Consider the following 19795-nt stretch of genomic DNA (forward strand, 5'->3'; position numbering starts at 1 on the left):
GCTCCTGTCAGGCTGGTATCTGGTTGAAGGGGATGCCCTTGTCGGGGCGGTGATCCTGCGGCAGGCCGAGGATGCGCTCGGCGATCGTGTTGAGCAGCGTCTCGTCGGAGCCGCCCGCGATGCGGCCCGTCGGTGCGTTGATCCAACTCGACGCCCAATCATCCTTGGGCGAGGCATGTTCGTCGAAGGCGAAACCGCCCGCGCCCTGCAGGTCGAGCGCGAGTTCGGACAATTTCTGGCGCGAGCGCACCGCGACGAGCTTGTTGAGCGACCCTTCGGGGCCGGGCGTCATCCCCGCCTCCATCATGCGCCGGGCGCGGACGTTGATCGAATCGAGCCCGGCGCGCATCGCATAGTTGCGCGCGATCTGCTGGCGGATGCGCCCGTCCTCGATCGCGGGCTTGCCGTTCAATCGCACTTCCTTCGCGAGGTCGACGAACAGGTCGAGATGCGGGCCGAAGCCGGCGCTGTCGGTCGCGACATAGCGTTCGATCATCAGCGTCGCGAGCGCGACCGCAAAGCCGCCACCGACCGGCGACATGCGATGATCGTCGCTGATCTTCACATCGTCGAAGAAGACTTCGTTGACGTGGCTGTCGCCGCCCGCGAGCTTGATCGGGCGCACGGTGACGCCCGGCGCCTTCATGTCGACCCAGAAGTAGGTCAGGCCCTTGTGCTTGGCGACGGTCGGGTCGGTGCGGACGACGATGACGCCATAGTCGCTATATTGCGCCCAGCTCGTCCAGACTTTCTGCCCGTTGATCTTCCAGCCGTTGCCGTCGGTCTCGGCGCGGGTGCGAAGCCCCGCGAGGTCGGTGCCGCCCGAGGGTTCCGAAAAGAGCTGGCACCAGATTTCCTCGCCCTGCAGCGCCTTGAGCACGCGCTCCTTCACGAAATCGCGGTCGGGGCCGAACTGCATCAGCACCGGCACCGGCATCCCGAGCGAGATGCCGAAATAGACGTTGGGGAAGCCGTGCTTCATCTCCTCGGCCTCGAAGGTGATCTTCTCGATATGGCCGAGACCCTGACCGCCGAGATCGGTCGGCCAGTTGATACCGGCAAAGCCGGCGTCGAACTTCGCCTTTTGATAACGGCGGCCGAGCGCGAGATCGTCTTCGACGCTCAGTCCTTTGCGCGCCGCCTTGCCGAAGGTCGGCACCATCGATTCGCACCAGGCGACGGCCTTGGCGCGCCAGGCTTCGAGATCGCTCATGCTTCGTCTCCTGCAAGGCGGTCGACCAGCACATCTTCCCAGAAGAAGCTGCTTCCCTGTTCGAGCGCGAGGCTGCGCGCACGGCGCATGTGGAGGTGCAGGCCGATCTCCCACGTCACCCCGATGCCGCCATGAATTTGCACGCAGTCGCGCGCCGCCGTGTCATAGGCCTCGGTCGCCGACAGCCGCGCGGCAGCCGCTGCGGTGATGAAATCGGCCTGACCCTCGCGCGACGCCGCGTGGATGCAGTTGGCGCGGGCGAGCTCGACGAGGCCGTAAAGCTCGGCGATGCGGTGCTTGATCGACTGAAAGGCGCCGATCGGCTGTCCGAAGGCCTTGCGGGTCACGGCATAGGTGCGCGCGACCTCCATCAGCGCCTCGGCGCCGCCGGTCTGCTCGTGCGCGGTGACGACCGCCTGCAGGGCGAGGATGTGGAGCGCGGCGGCGCGCGCCGCATCGCCGGTCGCCAGCGTTTCGGCAGGCGTGTCGGCGAAGGAGAGGTCGGCGATGCAGCGGCTGTTGTCGAAACTGTCGATGGCCGCACGCTCGACTCCGGATAGGTCGACCAACACGAGCGACGGTCCGCTCGCCAGCACCACCGCGACATCGGCGAACAGACCGCCCGAAACGGCGCCCGCGATGCCGGTCAGCCGGTCGCCGGTCAGCGTGACTGTGGGCTCGGCGGGCAGGGGATCGGGGCCCGCCGCGAAAGCGATCGCGCCGATCGTTTCGCCGCTGGCGAGGTCGGGGAGCCAGCGCGCCTTCTGCTCATCGCTGCCGTAAAGCTCGATCGCTTTTGCGGCGCCGAAGCTCGAAGTCAGGAAGGGGGCGCCGCTCAGCGTGCGGCCCGCCTGATGCGCAATCAAACCAAGCTCGATCAGGCCGAGCGCGAGTCCGCCATAAGCCTCGGGCAGCGCGAGCGCGGTCCAGCCCTGTTCCTTCGCGGTCGCCCAGAACGGCTGGTGATAGACACCCTGCGTCTGGAGCAGCGGCAGCAGCTCGTCCTTGCTGACCCGCGCTTCGAGCGCGCGGCGCGACTCGGTCGCGATCGCCTGCTGCCCTTCGTCGTACAAAATCGACATCGGCCCGATTCCTCTCGCCCTTGGTTAGTCCATCATCCGGACGTTAACGTAAACGTCAAGTTGTTTTGACGTTACGGCTTGCCGAGCGTCAACTGACACGCCTGTCAGGCGAGCCCCGCCTTCCAGTCGCGCTTGATCTTTTTGGCGAGGCTCCATTTGTGAACCTCGGTGGGGCCGTCATAGATGCGGAAGGCACGGACTTCGCGGAAGACCTGCTCGACGATCGTGCGGTCGGTGACCCCAGTGCCGCCCATCACCTGGACGCAACGGTCGGCGATGCGCATCAAGGCTTCGGACACCGCGACCTTCGCCATCGAGCTTTCGACCGTGCCGAGCGATCCCGTGTCGAGCACGCCCGCACACCAGTCGATCATCAGTTCGGCTTGCTTGAGGTCGATCATATTCTCGGCGAGCATGAAGCCGACGCCTTCATGGTCGATCAGCGGCTTGCCAAACGCCTCGCGCCGGTTGGCATAGTCGCTCGCGATCTCGTGGGCGCGGATGCAGCAGCCGAGCCAGCGCATGCAATGCGACAGACGGGCCGGCGACAGACGAACCTGCGCATAGCGAAAGCCTTCGCCCGCCTGGCCCAGCATCTGGTCGGCGGGAACGCGCAGATTGTCGATGGTCAGCGTCGCATGGCCACCGGGCATCGAACTGTCGATCGTGTTCGGAATTTCGTCGATGCGGATCGCCGGATCGGGCAGGTCGACAAGGAACATGCACGCGCCTTCCTCGGCCTTCGCCATGACGATCCCGACACGCGCGCCCTCGGCGCCGGTGATGAAGGTCTTGCGGCCGTTCACGACCCAGTGATTGCCGTCGAGGCGGCATGTCGTCTTCATCATCGACGGGTCCGACCCCGCGCCGCCTTCATCGGCGGGCTCGGTCATGAAGAAGGCCGACCGCACGCGCCCTTCGACCATCGGTTTCAGGAAGCGTTCCTTGAGTTCGGGGCTTCCCTCCTTGCCGAGCAGATACATATTGCCCTCGTCGGGCGCCATCGTGTTGCAGGCGAGCGGGCCGAGCGGCGACAGGCCCGATTTGATCAGCACCACCGCGGTCTCGCGCTGGTTGAGGTGGCTGCCGTCCTTCAGAACGTGCGGCGTCAGCACGCCCGCGGCGCGCGCATGCTCGCGCATCTCCATCACCAGTTCGTCGGTCGGCGCGCCATGATGGTCGCGGCGCGGATCCTTTTCATAGGGGATCACGGTCTCGCGGACGAAGGCCTCGACCTTCGCGGCGATCGTTCGCACCCGATCCGATATGCCCATATCCGTCGTCATCATGATTTCCTTCGATGTCTAACCGTTCTGGAGTCTCAACCCGACGTTGACGTAAGCGTCAAGTTAATTCAAGGGAGAAGGCAATGGTGCCGTAACGGCAGGAACAATGGAGAAGGACCGACAATGGCTTTCAAGACGCGCATTACCGAAATGCTCGGCATCGAGCATCCGATCGTGCAGGGCGGGATGCAGAGCGTCGGCTATGCCGAGCTGGCAAGCGCGGTGTCGAACGCCGGCGGCCTCGGCATATTGACCGCGCTGACCCAGCCGAGCCCCGAGGCGCTGCGCGACGAGATCGAGCGCTGCCGGTCGATGACCGACAAGCCTTTCGGCGTGAATATGACGGTGTTCCCGACGATCAATGCGCCTGATTACAAGGCCTATGCGCAAGCGATCATCGATGGCGGCGTGAAGATCGTCGAGACCGCGGGAACGCAAGCGGTGCGCGAGATCTGGGAGATGTTGAAGCCGCACGGCGTCATCATCCTGCATAAATGCACCGCGGTCCGTCACGCGCTGTCGGCCGAAAAGGCGGGCTGCGACATCATCTCGATCGACGGCTTCGAATGCGCCGGCCATCCGGGCGAGGACGATATTCCGGGGTTGATCCTGATCCCCGCCGCCGCCGACAAGGTGAAGATTCCGATGCTCGCCTCGGGCGGCTTCGGCGACGGGCGCGGGCTCGTTGCCGCACTGACTCTCGGCGCCGAGGGGATCAACATGGGCACCCGCTTCTGCGCCACGGTCGAGGCGCCGATCCACGACAATGTGAAACAGGCCTATATCGACAATGACGAACGCGGCAGCTTCCTGATCTTCCGCAATTTCAAGAATACCGCGCGCGTCGGCCGCAGCCCGGTCAGCGAAGAAGTCGCGCGCCGTCTCGCCAATCCCGACGCGCAGTTCAGCGACGTGCAGGAACTGGTGTCGGGCGTCGCGGGCCGCGAACTGCTCAAGTCCGGCGATCTGACCAAGGGCGTTTTCTGGGCGGGCATGGTTCAGGGGCTGATCCACGACATTCCCACCTGCCAACAGTTGATCGACCGCATCATCGCCGAAGCGGATGCGATCATCGACCAGCGGCTCGCGGGCTTCCGGGCCTGAACCGCTGACGCGGCGCCTTGCGGCAGGGTTGCGGGTGCCGCTATGCAGGCGGCTCCACAACCAGTTAGGGAGCAGGCTTGTCTATCGTCGAATATAAGGGCTTTGGCGGGGTTCGCCTCTCGGCCGACCTGATCGGTGACGAAAACAATCCGGCCGTCCTGCTGGTGCCCGATGCCGGACAGGGCCGCGAGGCTTGGCGCGCGGTTGCCGAGGCGCTCGTTCTTTCGGGGCGGCGCGTCGTCAATCTGGAACCGCGCCCGCCATCCAACTCCGCCTGGAGCGCCGACGAACAGGTCGCGCATGTCGAGGATCTGCGTGCGGTACTAGCCCAGATGGGGTCGCGCCCCGTCGTTGTCGCGGCGCGGCGCGGCGGCTGGATTGCAGCACAGGCGCTCGCCCCCGATGGTGCGCATCTCGCCGCTGGACTCGTGCTGGTCGATATGCCGGCGACCGACGAGGCGGTCGGCGCGGCGCCGCGTCTCGCGCTGCCGACGCTTGTCGTGCGCGGCGGCTTCGCGCCTGCCGAATGCACGCCGGCGAGCGATGCTTTCCGCGCCGCGCTGCCGGTCGGCGAAAGCGCCGATATCGGGGAGGCTGACATGGCGTTCACCGCCGACCGCGGCGAAGCGCTGCTCGGCCAGCTCCTCGAATTTCTCGAACGACGGCAGCCGCGCGAGGCGACCGAATTCAAGGCAGGATCGGACCCGCGCACGCTGCGCGACGCGATGGGATGTTTCGCGACGGGGGTGACGATCGTCACCACTCTCGACGCAGCGGGCCAGCCGGTCGGCCTCACCGCGAACAGCTTCACGTCGGTCTCGCTCGATCCACCGCTGCTGCTCGTCTGCATCGCCAACACGGCGGGCACCGCGCCGGCGCTGCGGGGCGCAACGCACTTCGGCGTCAATGTGCTGCAGATCGGGCAGCAGCCTGCCTCGAACCGCTTTGCGGCGAAAGGCGAAGACCGATTCGCGAACCTGCCCTGGGCGCCCGGCCAGACCGGCGTGCCCTTGCTCGAAAGCTCGCTCGTCTCGTTCGAATGCGAGGGCGAGTCGCTGCACGAAGCAGGCGACCACTTCATTCTTGTCGGCCGCGTTGTGCGCGCGCAATTCGAACCGCACCGCGATCCGCTCCTCTATTTTCGCGGCAAATACCGGCGTCTGCATTTCGCCTGACCGCGCCGCTTCCTTTTGGACCGTGCCGTTTCGACGCCGAACCGAGCCATTGCGCCCCCTGTTTACGGAGCTTTCGCCGCGTTCGGCGGTTGATGCATCGATACCGCCCATCAGGAGGATATAAGATGCACCCGATTTTTCGAGCCGCGATTGCCCTGACCGCCGCGTCGATCGTCATTGCTCCGGTCGCCGCTTCGGCTGCGCCGGCCGTTGATGGAATGCGCGCCGTATCGGCGACGAGCGGCACGAACCAACTCGAAGGGAATTCAAGCTGGCTTATCGGGCTCATCGGCCTGCTCGCGGGCGTTGCCGCGATCATCATCGTTGCGAGCAACGACGACGATGCGCCGGTCAGTCCCTGACGGAAAAGATGGTGAGCCCTGCTGGGTTCGAACCAGCGACCTACTGATTAAAAGTCAGTTGCTCTACCGACTGAGCTAAGGGCCCATCGTGGTGCCGATGATCGGCACCAGAAAAGGAGGGGTCGCCCTAGTGCGCTGCGACGCTCTGGTCAACCGGCTTGGGGCGGATAAGGCGCGCGGCAAGCTGACGGATCGTGCGGCGGCTCAGCGGATGGCGCCAATCGGGCGCGATGGCGCGGAGGGGGCCGAGCACGAAGGCTCGCCCGGCCATCGCGGGATGCGGGATGTGGAGGGCGCCGTCGCTCCACGCGCCGCCCGACCATAATAATATATCGAGATCGAGCGTTCGCGCGCTCCAGCGCTGACCGGTGCGGCGGCCGAATTCGGTCTCGATCCGTTGCAGGCGTGCGAGCATTTCGGGCGGGCTGAGCGGCGAGGCGACCAGCGCAACCGCGTTGGCGTAGCGCCGGCGCGAGGGACCGATCGGCTCACTGGTGATGATCGGGCTGACATCGACCGGCTCGATATCGTCCGCCTCAAGCGCGCCCAGCGCCGCCAGCAGGACCCGCCGCGGATCACCGTGACGCGCGTGCCGACGGTTCGAGCCGAGCCCGATCGCATAAAGCGGCAAGGGCACGGGGAAGGGCGTTGCGCTGGTCATCCCCCTGCGCCTATCGCAGCCGCGTGGAGATTGACAGCCCTTTGCCCGAAAGCGAGCCGCCGCGTGATTGCCCGCGCTGTCCGCGGCTCGTGGCGCTACGGCATGCGTGCCAGGCCGAATATCCCGACTGGTGGAATGCGCCTGTTCCCGCTTTCGGCGACCCCGATGCGTGGCTGGCCTTTGCGGGACTCGCGCCCGGCAAGCATGGCGCGAACCGCACGGGACGGCCCTTTACCGGCGACTATGCCGGCGATCTGCTGTTCGCGACGCTCGCCGAATTCGGGCTCAGTAAGGGGCATTATGCGGCGCGCATTGACGACGGGCTGACTCTCGACGGCGCGATCATCGTCAACAGCGTCAAATGCCTCCCGCTACAGAACAAGCCGATCCCCAGCGAAATCGCCCATTGCCGCCCCTTTTTCGAGGGGCAGATGGCGGCGCTGTCGAAGGTCAAGGTTGTCATCGCGCTGGGACGCATCGCGCATGATGCCGCGTTGAGAGCGGAGGGCGTTCGGCTCGCCGCCTGTCGTTTCGCGCACGGGGCGGTCCATGCGCTGCCGAGCGGGCGGCATCTCGTCGACAGCTATCATTGCTCTCGCTACAATACGAACACCGGGCGGCTTACGCCCGCGATGTTCGCCGACGTCTTCCGTACCGCGCTCGCGCTGCGCGATCAGACGAGCGAACGGAATTCCTCGACGACGGCGCGGTAGAGCTGGCGCTTGAACGGCACGATCAGCTTTTCGAGATCGTCGAGTTCGACCCAGCGCCACGAACGGAATTCGGGGTGCGGGGTCGCAATATTGACGTCGCCGTCGTCGCCCATGAAGCGCATCAGGAACCAGTGCTGGCGCTGGCCGCGGTATCGGCCGCCCCACATCTTGCCCATCAGATGGTCGGGCAGGTCGTAAAAATGCTCGGTCTTGCTGCGCGCGATGATCTCGACGAGGCCGCCGTGGATGCCGGTTTCCTCGCCAAGCTCGCGGATCGCCGCGTCCTCGGCCTCTTCGCCCGGATCGATCCCGCCCTGCGGCATCTGCCACGCGTCGGCCGACGAATCGAGTCGCTGGCCGACGAAGACGCGGCCGTCGCGGTTCGCCAGCATCACGCCGGCGCAGGGGCGATAGGGGAGGGACTCGTCGCTCATGCGGTCGCTTCGGTGACGATCGCCTTCAGCACTGTCAAGGCGCCGCGAATGTCGTCCCTCGCGCTCGGGATGCCCTGCGCGAGGCAGATATAGCCGTGGATATTGCCCTTCGCCTCGCGATAGGTCGTCGGCACGCCCGCCTCGATCAGCTTCGCGGCATAGGCGCGGCCCTGATCGCGTAGCGGGTCGAGCCCGGCGGTGACCAGCAGCGTCGGCGGCAGGCCCTCGGCGGGAAAGTCGATCGGCGAGGCGCGGCGATCGGCGGGGTCGGCGGCATATTGTTCGCCGAACCAGATCATGCCGGCTTCGGTCAGCAGATGACCCTCGCTGAAATCGCGATAGCTCTGCCAGTCGTTGTGCGTCGTCACGGCGGGATAGATCGGATGGATCGCCACGACCGGCTTCGACGCCGGCGCATCGCGCAGCGCGAGCGCGGTGACGATGGTCAGATTGCCGCCCGCGCTGTCGCCCGAGAGGACAAGGCCGGTACAGGGGATATTGTCCGCGACCCAACGCGTCGCCGCCTCGCAGTCGATCGGCGCGGCAGGGAAGGGATGTTCGGGCGCGAGCCGGTAATCGACCGCGACCACCGGCATGTCGAGGATGCGCGCGGCTTCGGCGCAATAGGGATCGTGGGTTTCGAGGTCGCCGATCACCCAGCCGCCGCCGTGATAGAAGACCATCACCGGCCCCGCCGCACGGTCGGGACGATTGTCATAGATGCGGATCGGGATGTCGCCCGCGGGGCCGGGAATCGCCTTGTCCTCGACCTTCGCGATTTCGCCGCGCGGCACGTCGGCCATCTGCCCCATCACGCGCATCATCTGGCGGCCCGCCTCGGGCGGCATCTCCTCCATTTTCGGGCCTTCCTGGGCATTCAGGAAAGCGAGAAAGGCGGCCACGTCGGGCCGGGTATAATGGGTCGTGCCGTCGGTCATCCTGTCATCCCTCGATTGTTTTTCGGCCCCAGCTATTCGGCATCGCCCGCCGATATTCAATCGCAAAATGAAACCCGTCACGCGCTTCGCCTTTGCAGCGCACAATTTTTTCTGAATTGCGGCTTGCGGCTCGCGGGCCTAGGCCCATGTCAGAGGTTCGCAAGATTCAAAGGCAGATACAGAAAATGGCGACAGCGGTAGCGGACGGAGCCGACCAGCGGCAGTCCCCTCTTTCCGACGCAGTGGTGGTACGATTTGCAGGCGATAGCGGCGACGGGATGCAACTGACCGGCGGTCAGTTCACGCTGTCGTCGGCCCTGGCGGGCAATGATTTCGCGACCTTCCCCGATTTTCCGGCAGAAATCCGGGCGCCGCAGGGGACATTGTTCGGCGTTTCGGCCTTTCAGATCAATTTCGGCTCCTCGTCGATCGACACCGCGGGCGACGCGCCCGACGTGCTCGTCGCGATGAACCCGGCGGCGCTCAAGACCAATGTCGGCAATCTGAAGCTGGGCGGCCTGATCATCGCCGACGAGGGCGAGTTCAACGACCGCAATCTCGCCAAGGCCAAATATGAGTCGAATCCACTCGACGACGGCAGTCTCGCGAAGTGGCAGCTCCTCAAGCTCAACATCAGCCAGCTCACGATGGACGCAGTGAAGCCATTCGGGCTGGGCAACAAGGAAGCGCTGCGCTGCAAGAATATGTGGACGCTGGGGCTCGCGCTCTGGATGTTCGACCGCGACCGCCAGCCGTTGATCGCCTGGCTCGAGGCGAAATTCGCGAAGGATCCGAACCTTGCCGCGGCGAACGTCGCGGCGCTCAACGCGGGGCACGCTTATGGCGAGACCGCGGAACTCGCGGGACCGCTCAAGCAGCATCATGTCGATCCTGCGCCGGTCGCGCCGGGCCTCTATCGCACGCTGACCGGGGCCGAGGGCATCGCGCTCGGCCTTGTCGCGGGGGCGCAGCTTGCAAAGCTGCCGATGTTCTTCGGCGGCTATCCGATCACCCCCGCGTCGGCGATCCTGCATCATCTGTCGCGGCTCAAGGAATATGACGTTACGACCTTTCAGGCCGAGGACGAGATCGCCGCCATCTGCTCGGCGATCGGCGCGAGCTATGGCGGCTCGCTCGGCGTGACCTCCTCGTCCGGGCCCGGCATCGCCCTCAAAGGCGAGGCGATGGGGCTCGCGATCATGACCGAGCTGCCGCTCGTCATCGTCAATTCGCAGCGCGGCGGGCCTTCGACCGGCCTGCCCACCAAGACCGAGCAGTCGGACCTCTATCAGGCCGTGTACGGCCGCAACGGCGACGCGCCGATGCCGGTGATCGCGGCGCGCTCGCCCGGCGACGCCTTCGAATGCGCGATCGAGGCGTGCCGGATCGCGGTGCAATATATGACCCCGGTGATGCTGCTGACCGACGGCTATATCGCCAACGCCGCCGAGCCCTGGGCGGTCCCTGGCCTCACGGCCTACGAAGCCTTCCCGGTCGAATTTCTGACCGAAGTCCCCGAAGGCGGCTTCAAACCCTATAGCCGCGACGAAAAGCTCGCGCGGCCGTGGGTCAAGCCGGGCACGCCGAACCTGCTGCACCGCATCGGCGGGATCGAGAAGGAGGTCGATACCGGCCACCTCAATTACGCCCCCGCCAATCATCAGGCGATGACCGACCTGCGCAAGGCGAAGATCGACGGGATCAAGGTCGCCGACCAGATCGTCGAACTCGGCGCCGAGGGCGGCAAGCTGGCGGTCGTCGGCTGGGGCTCGACCTTTGGCCCGATCCACCAGGCGGTGCGCCGCAAGCGCGCCGAGGGTGTGGACGTCAGTCACATCCACATCCGCCACATCTGGCCGCTGCCCGCGAACCTGGGCGCGCTGCTCAAAAGCTATGACAAGGTGATCGTGCCCGAGATGAACACGGGGCAGCTCAAGACCGTGCTCCGCGACCAGTATCTGGTCGACGCCCGGCCTGTAAACAAGGTGTCGGGCCAGCCCTTCACCATCGCCGAAATCGAAGCGGCTATTGATGAGGCATTAGGATAACCGCGGATCACGATGGACGACAGCACTGTGAGATCGCTCGTGAAGCAGTTTGCCACGGAGCATATGCATCAGATGCAAAATGTGCCGTGGGACGCATTTGCAAAGCATCTTAGAGAGCGATTCCCTCGTTCGGGCGGAGAGACTTTTGGCTGTGAAGAAGATGGCCAATACTTTGATATCGGCGATAAAGTTGAATGGGTGTCGGAACTAGACGGAGACATTCGGTTAACAGCCTTCGCGCGAGCGGATTGCAATGGAAACTCGATTTTTGAAGAGCTTTCAACGGTGATCGGGAAACCTTGTGAGGAATATTAGCATGAACGAAATGACCACCATCGCGCGGACGACGACGCTCAAGGATTGGGAGACCGATCAGGAGGTCCGCTGGTGCCCCGGTTGCGGCGACTATGCGATATTGAAGGCGGTGCAGCGCACCTTGCCCGACATCGGCGCGGTGCCCGAAAATACGGTGTTCATCAGCGGGATCGGCTGCTCGTCGCGCTTTCCCTATTATATGGAAAGCTATGGTTTCCATACGATCCACGGCCGCGCGCCGGCGTTCGCGACGGGGTTGAAGCTCGCCAATCCCGAACTCGACGTGTGGATCGTCACCGGCGACGGCGACGGGCTGTCGATCGGCGGCAACCACACGATGCACCTGATCCGCCGCAATCTCGACTGCCAGATCATGCTGTTCAACAATGAGATTTACGGCCTGACCAAGGGGCAATATTCGCCGACCAGCCGCGTTGGCACGACCAGCCCCTCGACCCCATACGGTTCGGTCGACCGTCCCGCGCAGCCCGCGGCCTTCGCGCTCGGTGCCGGCGCGCGCTTCGTCGCACGCGGGTTCGACGTCTCGAAGGAACTGCCGAACGTGCTGAAGGCCGCGCACGCGCACAAGGGCGCGGCTTTTATCGAGATTTTCCAGAACTGTATCGTCTACAATAAAGACGTGTTCGAGGATTTCGCTGCGCCCAAGGGCGCCGAGGACCGCCAGCTCTGGCTGAAGCAAGGCGAGCCGATGCTGTTCGCCAAGGGCACGAAGGGCATCGCGCTCGACAGTGAGGCATTGACGCTGAAAGTCATCGATGTCGTCGATGGCGACTGGCAGGCGGCGGGGGTGATCGTCCACGACGTCACCAACCGCAGCGTGGCGCATATGCTCGTCGAGATGCGTTTCGGCGAATTCCCGATGGCGCTCGGCGTCCTCTACGACGACCCGCGCCCGACCTTCGAGGCCGACGTCTGGCGCCAGAACAAGGCCGCGAGCGAAGGCAAGACGGCGGACCTGCAAAACCTGCTGAAGAAAGGGCAGACCTGGACGGTGACAGAAAGCGGGCCGGATCTTTGATCTCCTGCGAAGCCGGCCCGGACCGGCTCTATAAGCAGTCATGGACAATCTGACACACAGTCTCGTCGGTGCCATTCTCGGCCAGATGGGGCTCAAGCGGAAGACCGGTCTAGCGATGCCGGCGTTGATTCTGGCCGCTAACCTGCCCGACATCGATGCGGGTTGCACCGTCTATGGCATCGAATCGCTCGCGATGCGGCGCGGGATCACGCATGGGCCCATTGCGCTGCTCGTGCTGCCGCTGCTGCTATGGGCGCTGCTGATCGCGATCAATCGCTGGCAGACGCGGCGCGGAACGCGTCCGGCGAATCGCCCGCCGATCGATAGGGGATGGCTCCTCGCGCTCTGTTATATCGGCTGCCTCAGCCATCCGGCGTTCGACTGGTTCAACAATTACGGCATCCGGCTGCTCGAACCTTTCAGTCATCGCTGGTTCTACGGTGACACGCTGTTCATCATCGACCTCTGGATATGGCTCGCGCTAGGCCTGTCGGTCTGGCTGTCGTTAGGGAGCGAGCGGCGTGGCGAGGCCGGTTGGCGGCGTCCCGCCTGGATCGGCTTCGCGGTGGTGTGCGCCTACATTGCCGCGAACGGCCTGATCACGAATGTTGCGGAGCGAACGACCACCGAAGCGCTGCGCGCGACCGGAAAGACCGACATACTCGCCGTCGCCAGTCCGCCTCCGCTGGCCTTCTGGAAACGCGACATCTTCTGGCGCGCCGGCGATCGCTACGGCAGCGGCACCTTCGTGCCCGGCGTCGGGGGCACGCTCGACATTATCGGCAAGCCGACGGGGATGGACGATCCGCGCCTTGCGACCTGGGTGAAGGCCGACCCGGCGGCGCGCGCTTTTCTGTTCTGGGCGCGGATGCCGATCGCCGAGCGCCACGGCGATGCAATTGTTCTGCACGATCAGCGCTATGGGCAGCCTTTCGCACGCGACCGATTCATGGTTCGCGTGACGGCGCCCGACACCGCCAGCCATCCTGAATGACCGCCGCGCAACCCTCAAAAGGCTATGCGCGTTCCTCGTTCGGAAACGCCGATCGCCGCGCGTTTCGCTCCCCTTCGCCGTGTGACGCCATGACGGCGCGCGCGGCCGATTGTCAGGATGCCGCTTTTGCGGCAGGAAGGCGATAATGAACACGCATGTCAGTCCCCGCCGCGGCAAGGAGCTGCTTCGCGCCGACCGGGCGTTCGGCTCGGGGGGGGCGCTGGCGCGGCTGATGGCGCTGGCGCCGGCGCGCTTTTTTCATCGTCAACTCGACCGGATCGACGCCGGGCTCGCGCACGGAACGCTCGAGGGCTATTTGCCCGACGGCAGCGTGCGTATTCTCGGCGGGCGTGGCAAGGGGCCGACCGCGGTCGTCTATCTCAAAAGCTGGACCGCGCTGGTGCGGCTCGCTTTGTCGGGGTCGGTCGGCTGGTATCGCGCGTGGGACTTGGGGGAATGGGATTCGCCCGACCCGGTGCCGCTGTTCGACCTGTTCATGCGCAATGGCGAGGCGCTCGGCAATGCGGGGCGGTCGCGCGGGCCGTGGCGCTGGATGGCGCGGGCGGCGCATTTCCTGAACCGCAACAGCCGCGCGGGCGCTCGCCGCAACATCCATGCGCATTACGACCTCGGCAATGATTTCTACCGGCTGTGGCTCGACAAGGGGATGAGCTATTCCAGCGCGCTTTTCGCCGATCCGGGCCAGTCGCTCGAAGATGCGCAGGCGGCAAAGGTCGATGCGATTCTGGACCGTCTCGACCTTCGATCGGGTAGTCGGTTGCTGGAGATCGGCTGCGGCTGGGGGGCGCTCGCCGAGCGTGCGGTCGAACGTCACGACGTGATCTATACCGGTATCACCCTGTCTCCCGCGCAGGCAGAGGTCGCGGACCGGCGGCTGAACGCCGTCGATCTGTCGGGCCGTTCGGCAATCGAGCTTTGCGACTATCGCGATGCCGCAGGCCCCTATGACGCGATTGCCAGCGTCGAGATGGTCGAGGCGGTGGGACAGGCCTATTGGCCCGCCTATATGGATGCGATCGCGCGGTTGCTGCGTCCCGGCGGGCGCGCCGCGATCCAATATATCCTGATCAGCGACGCGCTGTTCGAACGCTATGCGGCGAGCACCGATTTCATCCAGGCCTATATTTTTCCGGGCGGCTGCCTGATGTCCGAAAGCCGTTTTCGCGCGCTCGCCGAGGAGCGGGGTCTTGCGTGGCGCGACGTCCGCCGCTTCGGCGCCGACTATGCCGAGACGCTGCGCCAGTGGCGCGAGCGCTTCGACGCCGCCGCTGCCGACGGGCGGCTACCCGCGGGTTTCGACGAGCGTTTCGTGCGGCTCTGGCGCTATTATCTGCAATATTGCGAAGGCGGTTTTCGCGGCGGCGGTATCGACGTCGCGCAGGTCACTTTGGAAAAAACAGCCTGAAAACAGGGGAGAGGATGATGCGAAGATTTTGGGTGGCTGTGCTGTTGGGCACGGCGACGGCGGCGCTGACCGCCCCCGCGACGGCGCAGACCGCCGACACCATTTCCCAGAAACTGCCGGAGGATTTGAACGTGCTGTTTTGGAGCCAGGACCAGCGTGACGCCGCTTTCCGCACGATGGAGACGGTCCCCAAGGTGGTCGTCCACACGATCAAGGCGGGCGGCCCCGTCTATCCGCTGCCCCAGGGCAAGCCGATCGACCTCGGCCTCGATGTCGACGCGCATATGGCGCAGCAACGCAACGCGGGACTGATCATCGTCCAGGACGGCAAGATCCGGCTCGAAAAATATGCGCTCGGCTATGGCGCGGCGGGCCGCTGGACCAGCTTTTCGGTCGCCAAGAGCTTCACCTCGACGCTCGTCGGCGCGGCGGTGAAGGACGGCTATATCAAAAGCCTCGACGACAAGGTGACCGTCTATATCCCCGGTCTGCGCGGATCGGCCTATGACGACGTCAGCGTGCGACAGCTTTTGACGATGGCCTCAGGCGTCAAATGGAACGAGGATTATACCGATCCCAAATCCGACGTCGCACAGTTCAACCTGCAAAAGCCGGTCGCGGGCGAGGATATCACCGTCAGCTATATGAAGACGCTGCCGCGCGAGGCGCCCGCGGGGTCGAAATGGGTCTACAAGACCGGCGAGACCAATTTGATCGGCGTGCTGGTGTCGAGCGCGACCGGCAAGACCCTGTCCGACTATCTGTCGGAGAAGGTGTGGAAGCCGTTCGGCATGGAGCAGGATGCGGTGTGGATGCTCGGGCCGACGGGGCATGAGATCAGCGGCTGCTGCATCTCGGCGAGCCTGCGCGATTATGCGCGGCTCGGCGAATTCATCCTGAACGGCGGCGTCGCGGGCGGGCAGAAAGTGCTGCCCGACGACTGGCTGCCCGCAGCCACCACCAAGCAGGCCGACATCGACTTGCCGGGGCGCGGCTATGGCTATCAATGGTGGACGAACGACGACGGCAGCTTCGCCGCGCAGGGCATTTTCGGTCAGGGCATCTTCATCGACCCGAAGCGCAAGCTGGTGATCGCCTCGAACGGCAATTGGCCGACCGCCACCGACCCCGAAGGCGTTGGCAAGGCGCGCGAGGCCTTTTACAAGGCGGTGCAGGCGGCGGTGGATCGGGAGGCGAAATAAAAAACCGTCGCCCCCGCGAAGGCGGGGGCCGCTATCGGCATGGCGCGAGGCTGTCAGCGGTCCCCGCCTTCGCGGGGGCGACGGTTATGCCGCCGCACCCGCCGCGCGCTGTGCTATCCACGCCGCAGCCAGCGGAACGAGCAAGCCCAGCGCCATGATCCACCAGCTATCCGAAAAATCGGCGGCGCTGTAGAGCGCCGCGCCGATCACCGCGCCGGCGACGACCCAGCCCGGACCGTTGCCGCCCGAAACCCGCATAGCGAGCCACGCGCCGCCGAAGGTGCCGACGAACCAGCCGACGATCAGCGCGATCGTCGAGCCCAGCGGGATCAGGATTTCGCCCGTATCGACGTCATATTCGGCGGGGGCGATCTCGCTGCCCGCATATTGCGCCAGCCAGAGCAGGGCGAAGGCGACGAGGATGCCGACCAAAGCGGCGATCGCCGATCGCAGGATGCTGTTTTTCATTCCCGAATGCCTTTACCCAATGCCGGATTATGCCCGCATTTGGCACAGAGTTGCAAAGAACGGGTTAAGCGTCCAGCATCACTTTGGGCAGCGCGTGAAAAGCGGTGCTGTCGAAACCCTCGACCATCATCGCAGCGACGAATTCGCCGACCGCCGCCGGGTCCTTGATGCTGTGCGGATCCTCACCGGGATAGGCGCGCGCGCGCATCTGGGTGCGGGTGCCGCCGGGATCGAGGATCGCGGTGCGGACGCCCGAGATATTGCGCATTTCCGCGCCATAGCTGGTCACCAGCGCTTCGAGCGCGGCCTTCGACGCGGCATAGGCGCCCCAATAGGCGCGCGGATTGCGTGCGACGCCGCTCGACAGCGCGAGCAGGCGGCCGCTTGTCGCACGGCGAAGTAGCGGGTCGAAATTGGCGATCAGCGCTTGCTGCGCGATCAGGTTCAGCGTCAGCAGGCGGTTGAATTCCTTGCCGTCGATCGCCGCGACCGGGGTCAGCGTGCCGAGCATCGCGGCGTTCAGGACCAGCATGTCGAGCTTTTTCCAACGCTCGGCCATCGCACTCGCGAGGCGGGCGATGCTGTCGCCGTCGGTCAGGTCGAGCGGCGCGATCGTCGCGCTGCCGCCGGCGTTGTGGATGCGGTCCTCGAGGTCCTCGAGCCCGCCCGCGGTGCGCGCGGTGATCACGACATGCGCGCCGCGCGCCGCGAGCGATTCCGCGATCGCTTCGCCGATACCGCGGCTCGCCCCGGTGACGAGCGCGACCTGGCCCGCCAATTCTTCAGATTTTATGGTCATGTCGTCAGACAACCCGCTCGGCAAGCAACGAAAACTGATCGTCGATGCTGTTTTCGTCGAAATCGGTCAGCGTCGTCGGATAGTCGCCGGTGAAGCAGGCGTCGCAATATTGCGGAGCGTCGTCGGCGCGCTTCGCTTCGCCGAGCGCGCGATAGAGACCGTCGATGGTCAGGAAGGACAGGCTGTCGGCGTTGATGAAATTCGCCATCTGCCCGACCGTCATCTGCGCGGCGAGCAGCTTCGCGCGCTCGGGCGTGTCGACGCCGTAAAAGCAGCTATGCTGGGTCGGCGGGCTAGCGATCCGCATGTGGACCTCGGCCGCGCCGGCATCGCGCATCATCTGCACGATCTTGAGGCTGGTCGTGCCGCGCACGATCGAATCGTCGATCAGCACGATGCGCTTGCCGGCGATCAACGCGCGGTTGGCGTTGTGCTTCAGCTTGACGCCGAGGTGGCGCACCTTGTCGCCGGGCTGGATGAAGGTGCGCCCGACATAGTGCGAGCGGATGATGCCGAGCTCGAAGGGAATGCCCGATTCCTGCGCATAGCCGATCGCCGCGGGGGTGCCCGAATCGGGGACCGGAATGACGAGGTCGGCATCGACCGGATTTTCGCGCGCCAGTTCGGCGCCGATCGCCTTGCGCACCGAATAAACGCTCGTCCCGTCGACGATCGAATCGGGGCGCGAGAAATAGACATATTCGAAGATGCACGGCCGCGCCGCGCGTTCGGCGAAGGGGTGGTGCGACGTCAGTTCGCCGTCGCGGATGATCACCAGTTCGCCGGGCTCGACCGAGCGGACGAATTCGGCCCCGACGACGTCTAGCGCCACCGTCTCCGACGCGAGGATATAGGCGTCGCCCAGCTTGCCGAGAACGAGCGGGCGGATGCCGAGCGGGTCGCGGCATCCGATCATGCCCTCGGCGGTCAGGCAGATCAGCGAATAGGCGCCCTCGACCTGTTTCAGCGCGTCGATGAAGCGGTCGAGCAGGGTGCGGTAGTTGGACGTCGCGACGAGGTGGATGATCACCTCGGTATCGCTGGTCGACTGGAAGATCGAGCCGCGGCGGACGAGAATCTTGCGGAGCGCCGTCGCGTTCGAGATGTTGCCGTTGTGCGCGACCGCGAAGCCGCCGGTCGCGAGGTCGGCGAACAAGGGCTGGACGTTGCGCAGCGCGGTTTCGCCCGTCGTCGAATAGCGGACATGGCCGATCGACGAATTACCGCCAAGCTGGCGCATGATGTCGTCGCGGTCGAAATTGCCCGCGACATGCCCCATCGCCCGGTGGGTGTGGAATTCCTTGCCGTCGAAGGCGGTGATCCCGGCGGCTTCCTGCCCGCGGTGCTGGAGGGCGTGCAGCCCCAGCGCGACCACGGCGGCGGCGCTTTCGGCGCCATGGATACCAAAGACGCCGCACTCCTCGCGGAGCTTGTCGTCATCGAAAGGATGCGTCGTCAGCATGTCGATCCAGGGGCAGGGGGCGGTGACTGCCGCGCATATAGGAGCGGTTGTTCCAAATGTCGCCCCCCAACTTCACACTATTGTCATCGAGCGCCGCCGCCGGTGGGGTGACAGCGGGCCCGGTCCTGCTCTAAAGCGCTGCGCATGGAGCATGATGCCGACGAAACCGACCGCTTCCTGCCGCGCTTCGACGCCGCGGGCCTCGTCACCGCGATCGTCACCGATGCGGAGACCGGCACGCTGCTGATGGTGGCGCATATGAACGCCGATGCGATCCGACTGACGCAGCAGACCGGCGCGGCGCATTTCTGGTCGCGCTCGCGCCGCTCGCTGTGGCGCAAGGGTGAGACGTCGGGCAATGAACTGACACTGGTCGAAATGCGCGTCGATTGCGACCAGGATGCGCTGCTGCTGCGCGTCCGGCCGGCGGGACCAGCGTGCCACACCGGGCGCCGCTCGTGCTTCTATCGCCGGGTCGAGAGCGATGGATCGCTGACGTTCCTCGACGACGATGCCTGATCGCCGCGCTCTCTGGCTGATCCTGCCGCTGTTGCTTGCCGGCTGCGACCGGGGGGCACCCGATCGCGCGGGCGGCGAAATCGACGTGGGTAATCCGCTCGAGATCGCAGCGCGCGAGCGCGGGGTCGTTCGGCCCGACACGGCGACACCCACCGGCGTGTTCGAGCGGAGCCATGAGTTGGGGCGCGACGCGATGTGCGCGGTGCCCGATGGAGCGGGGCGCTGGCGCTTCGCGGTCACGGCGGCCTTCGGCCCGGGCCTGCGCTGCACCGCGCGCGGAACGATGACGAACGAAAGTGGCGGTTGGCGCATGCGTTTTGCCGGGGTCGAGGGTTGCGACATGCTGGTGCGCGAGGAAGAGGACGAGCTTCGCTTGCCCGGAAAACTGACGTCGCAATGCGACAGCCTGTGCCCCGCGCGCGCGTCGCTCGCCGGGCTCGATCTGCCGCGCGCGAGTTGGTCCGAAGAGGATGCGAAACGCTTGCGTATCAGCGACGGGCGCGGCAATATCATCGGGCTTTGTGGTGATTGATGGCGCCGGTGCTCCGTCGCTCG

The 19795-nt window shown here is 65.4% G+C and carries 21 protein-coding genes and 1 tRNA gene; 12 read left to right on the forward strand and 10 right to left on the reverse strand.

Annotated features, from left to right (window positions below):
- Positions 1–7: 7 nt before the first annotated feature.
- The 3 genes from NP825_RS07330 to NP825_RS07340 form a co-directional block, all read right to left on the reverse strand.
- Positions 8–1213 (reverse strand): acyl-CoA dehydrogenase family protein, encoded by a 1206-nt coding sequence (locus NP825_RS07330; RefSeq protein WP_257549934.1) that lies wholly within the window; start codon positions 1211–1213, stop codon positions 8–10.
- Positions 1210–2295, reverse strand: a complete 1086-nt coding sequence (locus NP825_RS07335; protein WP_257549936.1) for an acyl-CoA dehydrogenase family protein — start codon at positions 2293–2295, stop codon at positions 1210–1212. The genes NP825_RS07330 and NP825_RS07335 overlap by 4 nt, the downstream gene beginning before the upstream one ends.
- A gap of 104 nt (positions 2296–2399) precedes the next feature.
- Positions 2400–3584: an acyl-CoA dehydrogenase family protein gene (locus NP825_RS07340; protein ID WP_374046542.1), complete on the reverse strand. Its 1185-nt coding sequence runs from the start codon at positions 3582–3584 to the stop codon at positions 2400–2402.
- Between the two features lie 120 nt (positions 3585–3704).
- Here NP825_RS07340 and NP825_RS07345 point away from each other — a divergent pair, with 120 nt between their 5' ends.
- The 3 genes from NP825_RS07345 (at position 3705) to NP825_RS07355 (ending at position 6222) form a co-directional block, all read left to right on the forward strand.
- Positions 3705–4685, forward strand: a complete 981-nt coding sequence (locus tag NP825_RS07345) for a nitronate monooxygenase family protein (protein ID WP_257549940.1) — start codon at positions 3705–3707, stop codon at positions 4683–4685.
- Between the two features lie 77 nt (positions 4686–4762).
- A complete protein-coding gene (locus tag NP825_RS07350; RefSeq protein WP_257549942.1) occupies positions 4763–5860 on the forward strand; it encodes a flavin reductase in 1098 nt (365 codons plus the stop codon).
- 125 nt (positions 5861–5985) lie between these two features.
- A complete protein-coding gene (locus tag NP825_RS07355) occupies positions 5986–6222 on the forward strand; it encodes a hypothetical protein (protein WP_257549944.1) in 237 nt (78 codons plus the stop codon).
- Positions 6223–6231: 9 nt separating this feature from the next.
- Here NP825_RS07355 and NP825_RS07360 read toward each other — a convergent pair.
- Positions 6232–6307 (reverse strand) — tRNA-Lys (locus tag NP825_RS07360).
- Positions 6308–6349: 42 nt separating this feature from the next.
- Positions 6350–6883, reverse strand: a complete 534-nt coding sequence (folK, locus tag NP825_RS07365) for a 2-amino-4-hydroxy-6-hydroxymethyldihydropteridine diphosphokinase (protein ID WP_257549946.1) — start codon at positions 6881–6883, stop codon at positions 6350–6352.
- A 23-nt stretch (positions 6884–6906) separates the two neighbouring features.
- On the opposite strand from folK, the gene NP825_RS07370 reads away from it, so the two are divergent.
- Positions 6907–7596: a uracil-DNA glycosylase gene (locus NP825_RS07370; protein WP_257549948.1), complete on the forward strand. Its 690-nt coding sequence runs from the start codon at positions 6907–6909 to the stop codon at positions 7594–7596.
- Here NP825_RS07370 and NP825_RS07375 read toward each other — a convergent pair.
- Complete coding sequence (locus NP825_RS07375; protein WP_257549950.1) at positions 7557–8030, reverse strand: RNA pyrophosphohydrolase; 474 nt, start codon at positions 8028–8030, stop codon at positions 7557–7559. The genes NP825_RS07370 and NP825_RS07375 overlap by 40 nt on opposite strands.
- Positions 8027–8968 (reverse strand): alpha/beta hydrolase, encoded by a 942-nt coding sequence (locus NP825_RS07380; RefSeq protein ID WP_257549952.1) that lies wholly within the window; start codon positions 8966–8968, stop codon positions 8027–8029. Before NP825_RS07380 ends, NP825_RS07375 begins: the two co-directional genes overlap by 4 nt.
- Before the next feature lie 185 nt (positions 8969–9153).
- Here NP825_RS07380 and NP825_RS07385 point away from each other — a divergent pair, with 185 nt between their 5' ends.
- The 6 genes from NP825_RS07385 to NP825_RS07410 all read left to right on the forward strand — a co-directional run bounded on the left by NP825_RS07385 (position 9154) and on the right by NP825_RS07410 (position 15992).
- A complete protein-coding gene (locus NP825_RS07385; protein WP_257549954.1) occupies positions 9154–11016 on the forward strand; it encodes a 2-oxoacid:acceptor oxidoreductase subunit alpha in 1863 nt (620 codons plus the stop codon).
- A gap of 12 nt (positions 11017–11028) precedes the next feature.
- Positions 11029–11331 (forward strand): hypothetical protein, encoded by a 303-nt coding sequence (locus NP825_RS07390; protein ID WP_257549956.1) that lies wholly within the window; start codon positions 11029–11031, stop codon positions 11329–11331.
- A 1-nt stretch (position 11332) separates the two neighbouring features.
- Entirely contained in the window at positions 11333–12370 is a 1038-nt protein-coding gene (locus tag NP825_RS07395) for a 2-oxoacid:ferredoxin oxidoreductase subunit beta (RefSeq protein ID WP_257549958.1), read from the forward strand.
- A gap of 40 nt (positions 12371–12410) precedes the next feature.
- Positions 12411–13364: a metal-dependent hydrolase gene (locus NP825_RS07400; protein ID WP_257549960.1), complete on the forward strand. Its 954-nt coding sequence runs from the start codon at positions 12411–12413 to the stop codon at positions 13362–13364.
- 145 nt (positions 13365–13509) lie between these two features.
- Positions 13510–14790, forward strand: a complete 1281-nt coding sequence (locus NP825_RS07405; RefSeq protein ID WP_257549962.1) for a cyclopropane-fatty-acyl-phospholipid synthase family protein — start codon at positions 13510–13512, stop codon at positions 14788–14790.
- 17 nt (positions 14791–14807) lie between these two features.
- Positions 14808–15992, forward strand: coding sequence for a serine hydrolase (locus NP825_RS07410; RefSeq protein WP_257549964.1), 1185 nt, complete (start codon positions 14808–14810; stop codon positions 15990–15992).
- Positions 15993–16076: 84 nt separating this feature from the next.
- Here the strand turns inward: NP825_RS07410 and NP825_RS07415 are convergent, their stop codons facing one another.
- The 3 genes from NP825_RS07415 to purF form a co-directional block, all read right to left on the reverse strand.
- Entirely contained in the window at positions 16077–16460 is a 384-nt protein-coding gene (locus tag NP825_RS07415; RefSeq protein ID WP_257549966.1) for a hypothetical protein, read from the reverse strand.
- 64 nt (positions 16461–16524) lie between these two features.
- Positions 16525–17259 (reverse strand): SDR family NAD(P)-dependent oxidoreductase, encoded by a 735-nt coding sequence (locus tag NP825_RS07420; protein WP_257549968.1) that lies wholly within the window; start codon positions 17257–17259, stop codon positions 16525–16527.
- A gap of 4 nt (positions 17260–17263) precedes the next feature.
- On the reverse strand, positions 17264–18721 hold the full coding sequence (purF, locus tag NP825_RS07425) for an amidophosphoribosyltransferase (RefSeq protein WP_257549970.1): 1458 nt from the start codon (positions 18719–18721) through the stop codon (positions 17264–17266).
- A gap of 144 nt (positions 18722–18865) precedes the next feature.
- Here purF and hisI point away from each other — a divergent pair, with 144 nt between their 5' ends.
- On the forward strand, positions 18866–19240 hold the full coding sequence (hisI, locus tag NP825_RS07430) for a phosphoribosyl-AMP cyclohydrolase (protein WP_257549972.1): 375 nt from the start codon (positions 18866–18868) through the stop codon (positions 19238–19240).
- The gene (locus NP825_RS07435) at positions 19233–19772 is read left to right on the forward strand and encodes a hypothetical protein (RefSeq protein WP_257549974.1); all 540 of its coding nucleotides are present in this window, start codon (positions 19233–19235) and stop codon (positions 19770–19772) included. Before hisI ends, NP825_RS07435 begins: the two co-directional genes overlap by 8 nt.
- The last annotated feature ends 23 nt before the right edge of the window (positions 19773–19795 follow it).

The organism is Sphingopyxis sp. DBS4 (assembly GCF_024628865.1).
GTDB lineage: Bacteria > Pseudomonadota > Alphaproteobacteria > Sphingomonadales > Sphingomonadaceae > Sphingopyxis.

Bases quoted from the DNA above. Each gene is read 5' to 3' on its own strand.
- NP825_RS07340 (WP_374046542.1), bottom strand. From the start codon at position 3,584: ATGATGACGACGGATATGGGCATATCGGATCGGGTGCGAACGATCGCC.
- purF (WP_257549970.1), bottom strand. From the start codon at position 18,721: ATGCTGACGACGCATCCTTTCGATGACGACAAGCTCCGCGAGGAGTGC.
- NP825_RS07380 (WP_257549952.1), bottom strand. From the start codon at position 8,968: ATGACCGACGGCACGACCCATTATACCCGGCCCGACGTGGCCGCCTTT.
- NP825_RS07395 (WP_257549958.1), top strand. From the start codon at position 11,333: ATGAACGAAATGACCACCATCGCGCGGACGACGACGCTCAAGGATTGG.
- NP825_RS07400 (WP_257549960.1), top strand. From the start codon at position 12,411: ATGGACAATCTGACACACAGTCTCGTCGGTGCCATTCTCGGCCAGATG.
- NP825_RS07435 (WP_257549974.1), top strand. From the start codon at position 19,233: ATGCCTGATCGCCGCGCTCTCTGGCTGATCCTGCCGCTGTTGCTTGCC.
- folK (WP_257549946.1), bottom strand. From the start codon at position 6,883: ATGACCAGCGCAACGCCCTTCCCCGTGCCCTTGCCGCTTTATGCGATC.
- NP825_RS07335 (WP_257549936.1), bottom strand. From the start codon at position 2,295: ATGTCGATTTTGTACGACGAAGGGCAGCAGGCGATCGCGACCGAGTCG.
- NP825_RS07345 (WP_257549940.1), top strand. From the start codon at position 3,705: ATGGCTTTCAAGACGCGCATTACCGAAATGCTCGGCATCGAGCATCCG.
- NP825_RS07385 (WP_257549954.1), top strand. From the start codon at position 9,154: ATGGCGACAGCGGTAGCGGACGGAGCCGACCAGCGGCAGTCCCCTCTT.
- NP825_RS07330 (WP_257549934.1), bottom strand. From the start codon at position 1,213: ATGAGCGATCTCGAAGCCTGGCGCGCCAAGGCCGTCGCCTGGTGCGAA.
- NP825_RS07405 (WP_257549962.1), top strand. From the start codon at position 13,510: ATGAACACGCATGTCAGTCCCCGCCGCGGCAAGGAGCTGCTTCGCGCC.
- NP825_RS07420 (WP_257549968.1), bottom strand. From the start codon at position 17,259: ATGACCATAAAATCTGAAGAATTGGCGGGCCAGGTCGCGCTCGTCACC.
- hisI (WP_257549972.1), top strand. From the start codon at position 18,866: ATGGAGCATGATGCCGACGAAACCGACCGCTTCCTGCCGCGCTTCGAC.
- NP825_RS07415 (WP_257549966.1), bottom strand. From the start codon at position 16,460: ATGAAAAACAGCATCCTGCGATCGGCGATCGCCGCTTTGGTCGGCATC.
- NP825_RS07410 (WP_257549964.1), top strand. From the start codon at position 14,808: ATGCGAAGATTTTGGGTGGCTGTGCTGTTGGGCACGGCGACGGCGGCG.
- NP825_RS07390 (WP_257549956.1), top strand. From the start codon at position 11,029: ATGGACGACAGCACTGTGAGATCGCTCGTGAAGCAGTTTGCCACGGAG.
- NP825_RS07375 (WP_257549950.1), bottom strand. From the start codon at position 8,030: ATGAGCGACGAGTCCCTCCCCTATCGCCCCTGCGCCGGCGTGATGCTG.
- NP825_RS07355 (WP_257549944.1), top strand. From the start codon at position 5,986: ATGCACCCGATTTTTCGAGCCGCGATTGCCCTGACCGCCGCGTCGATC.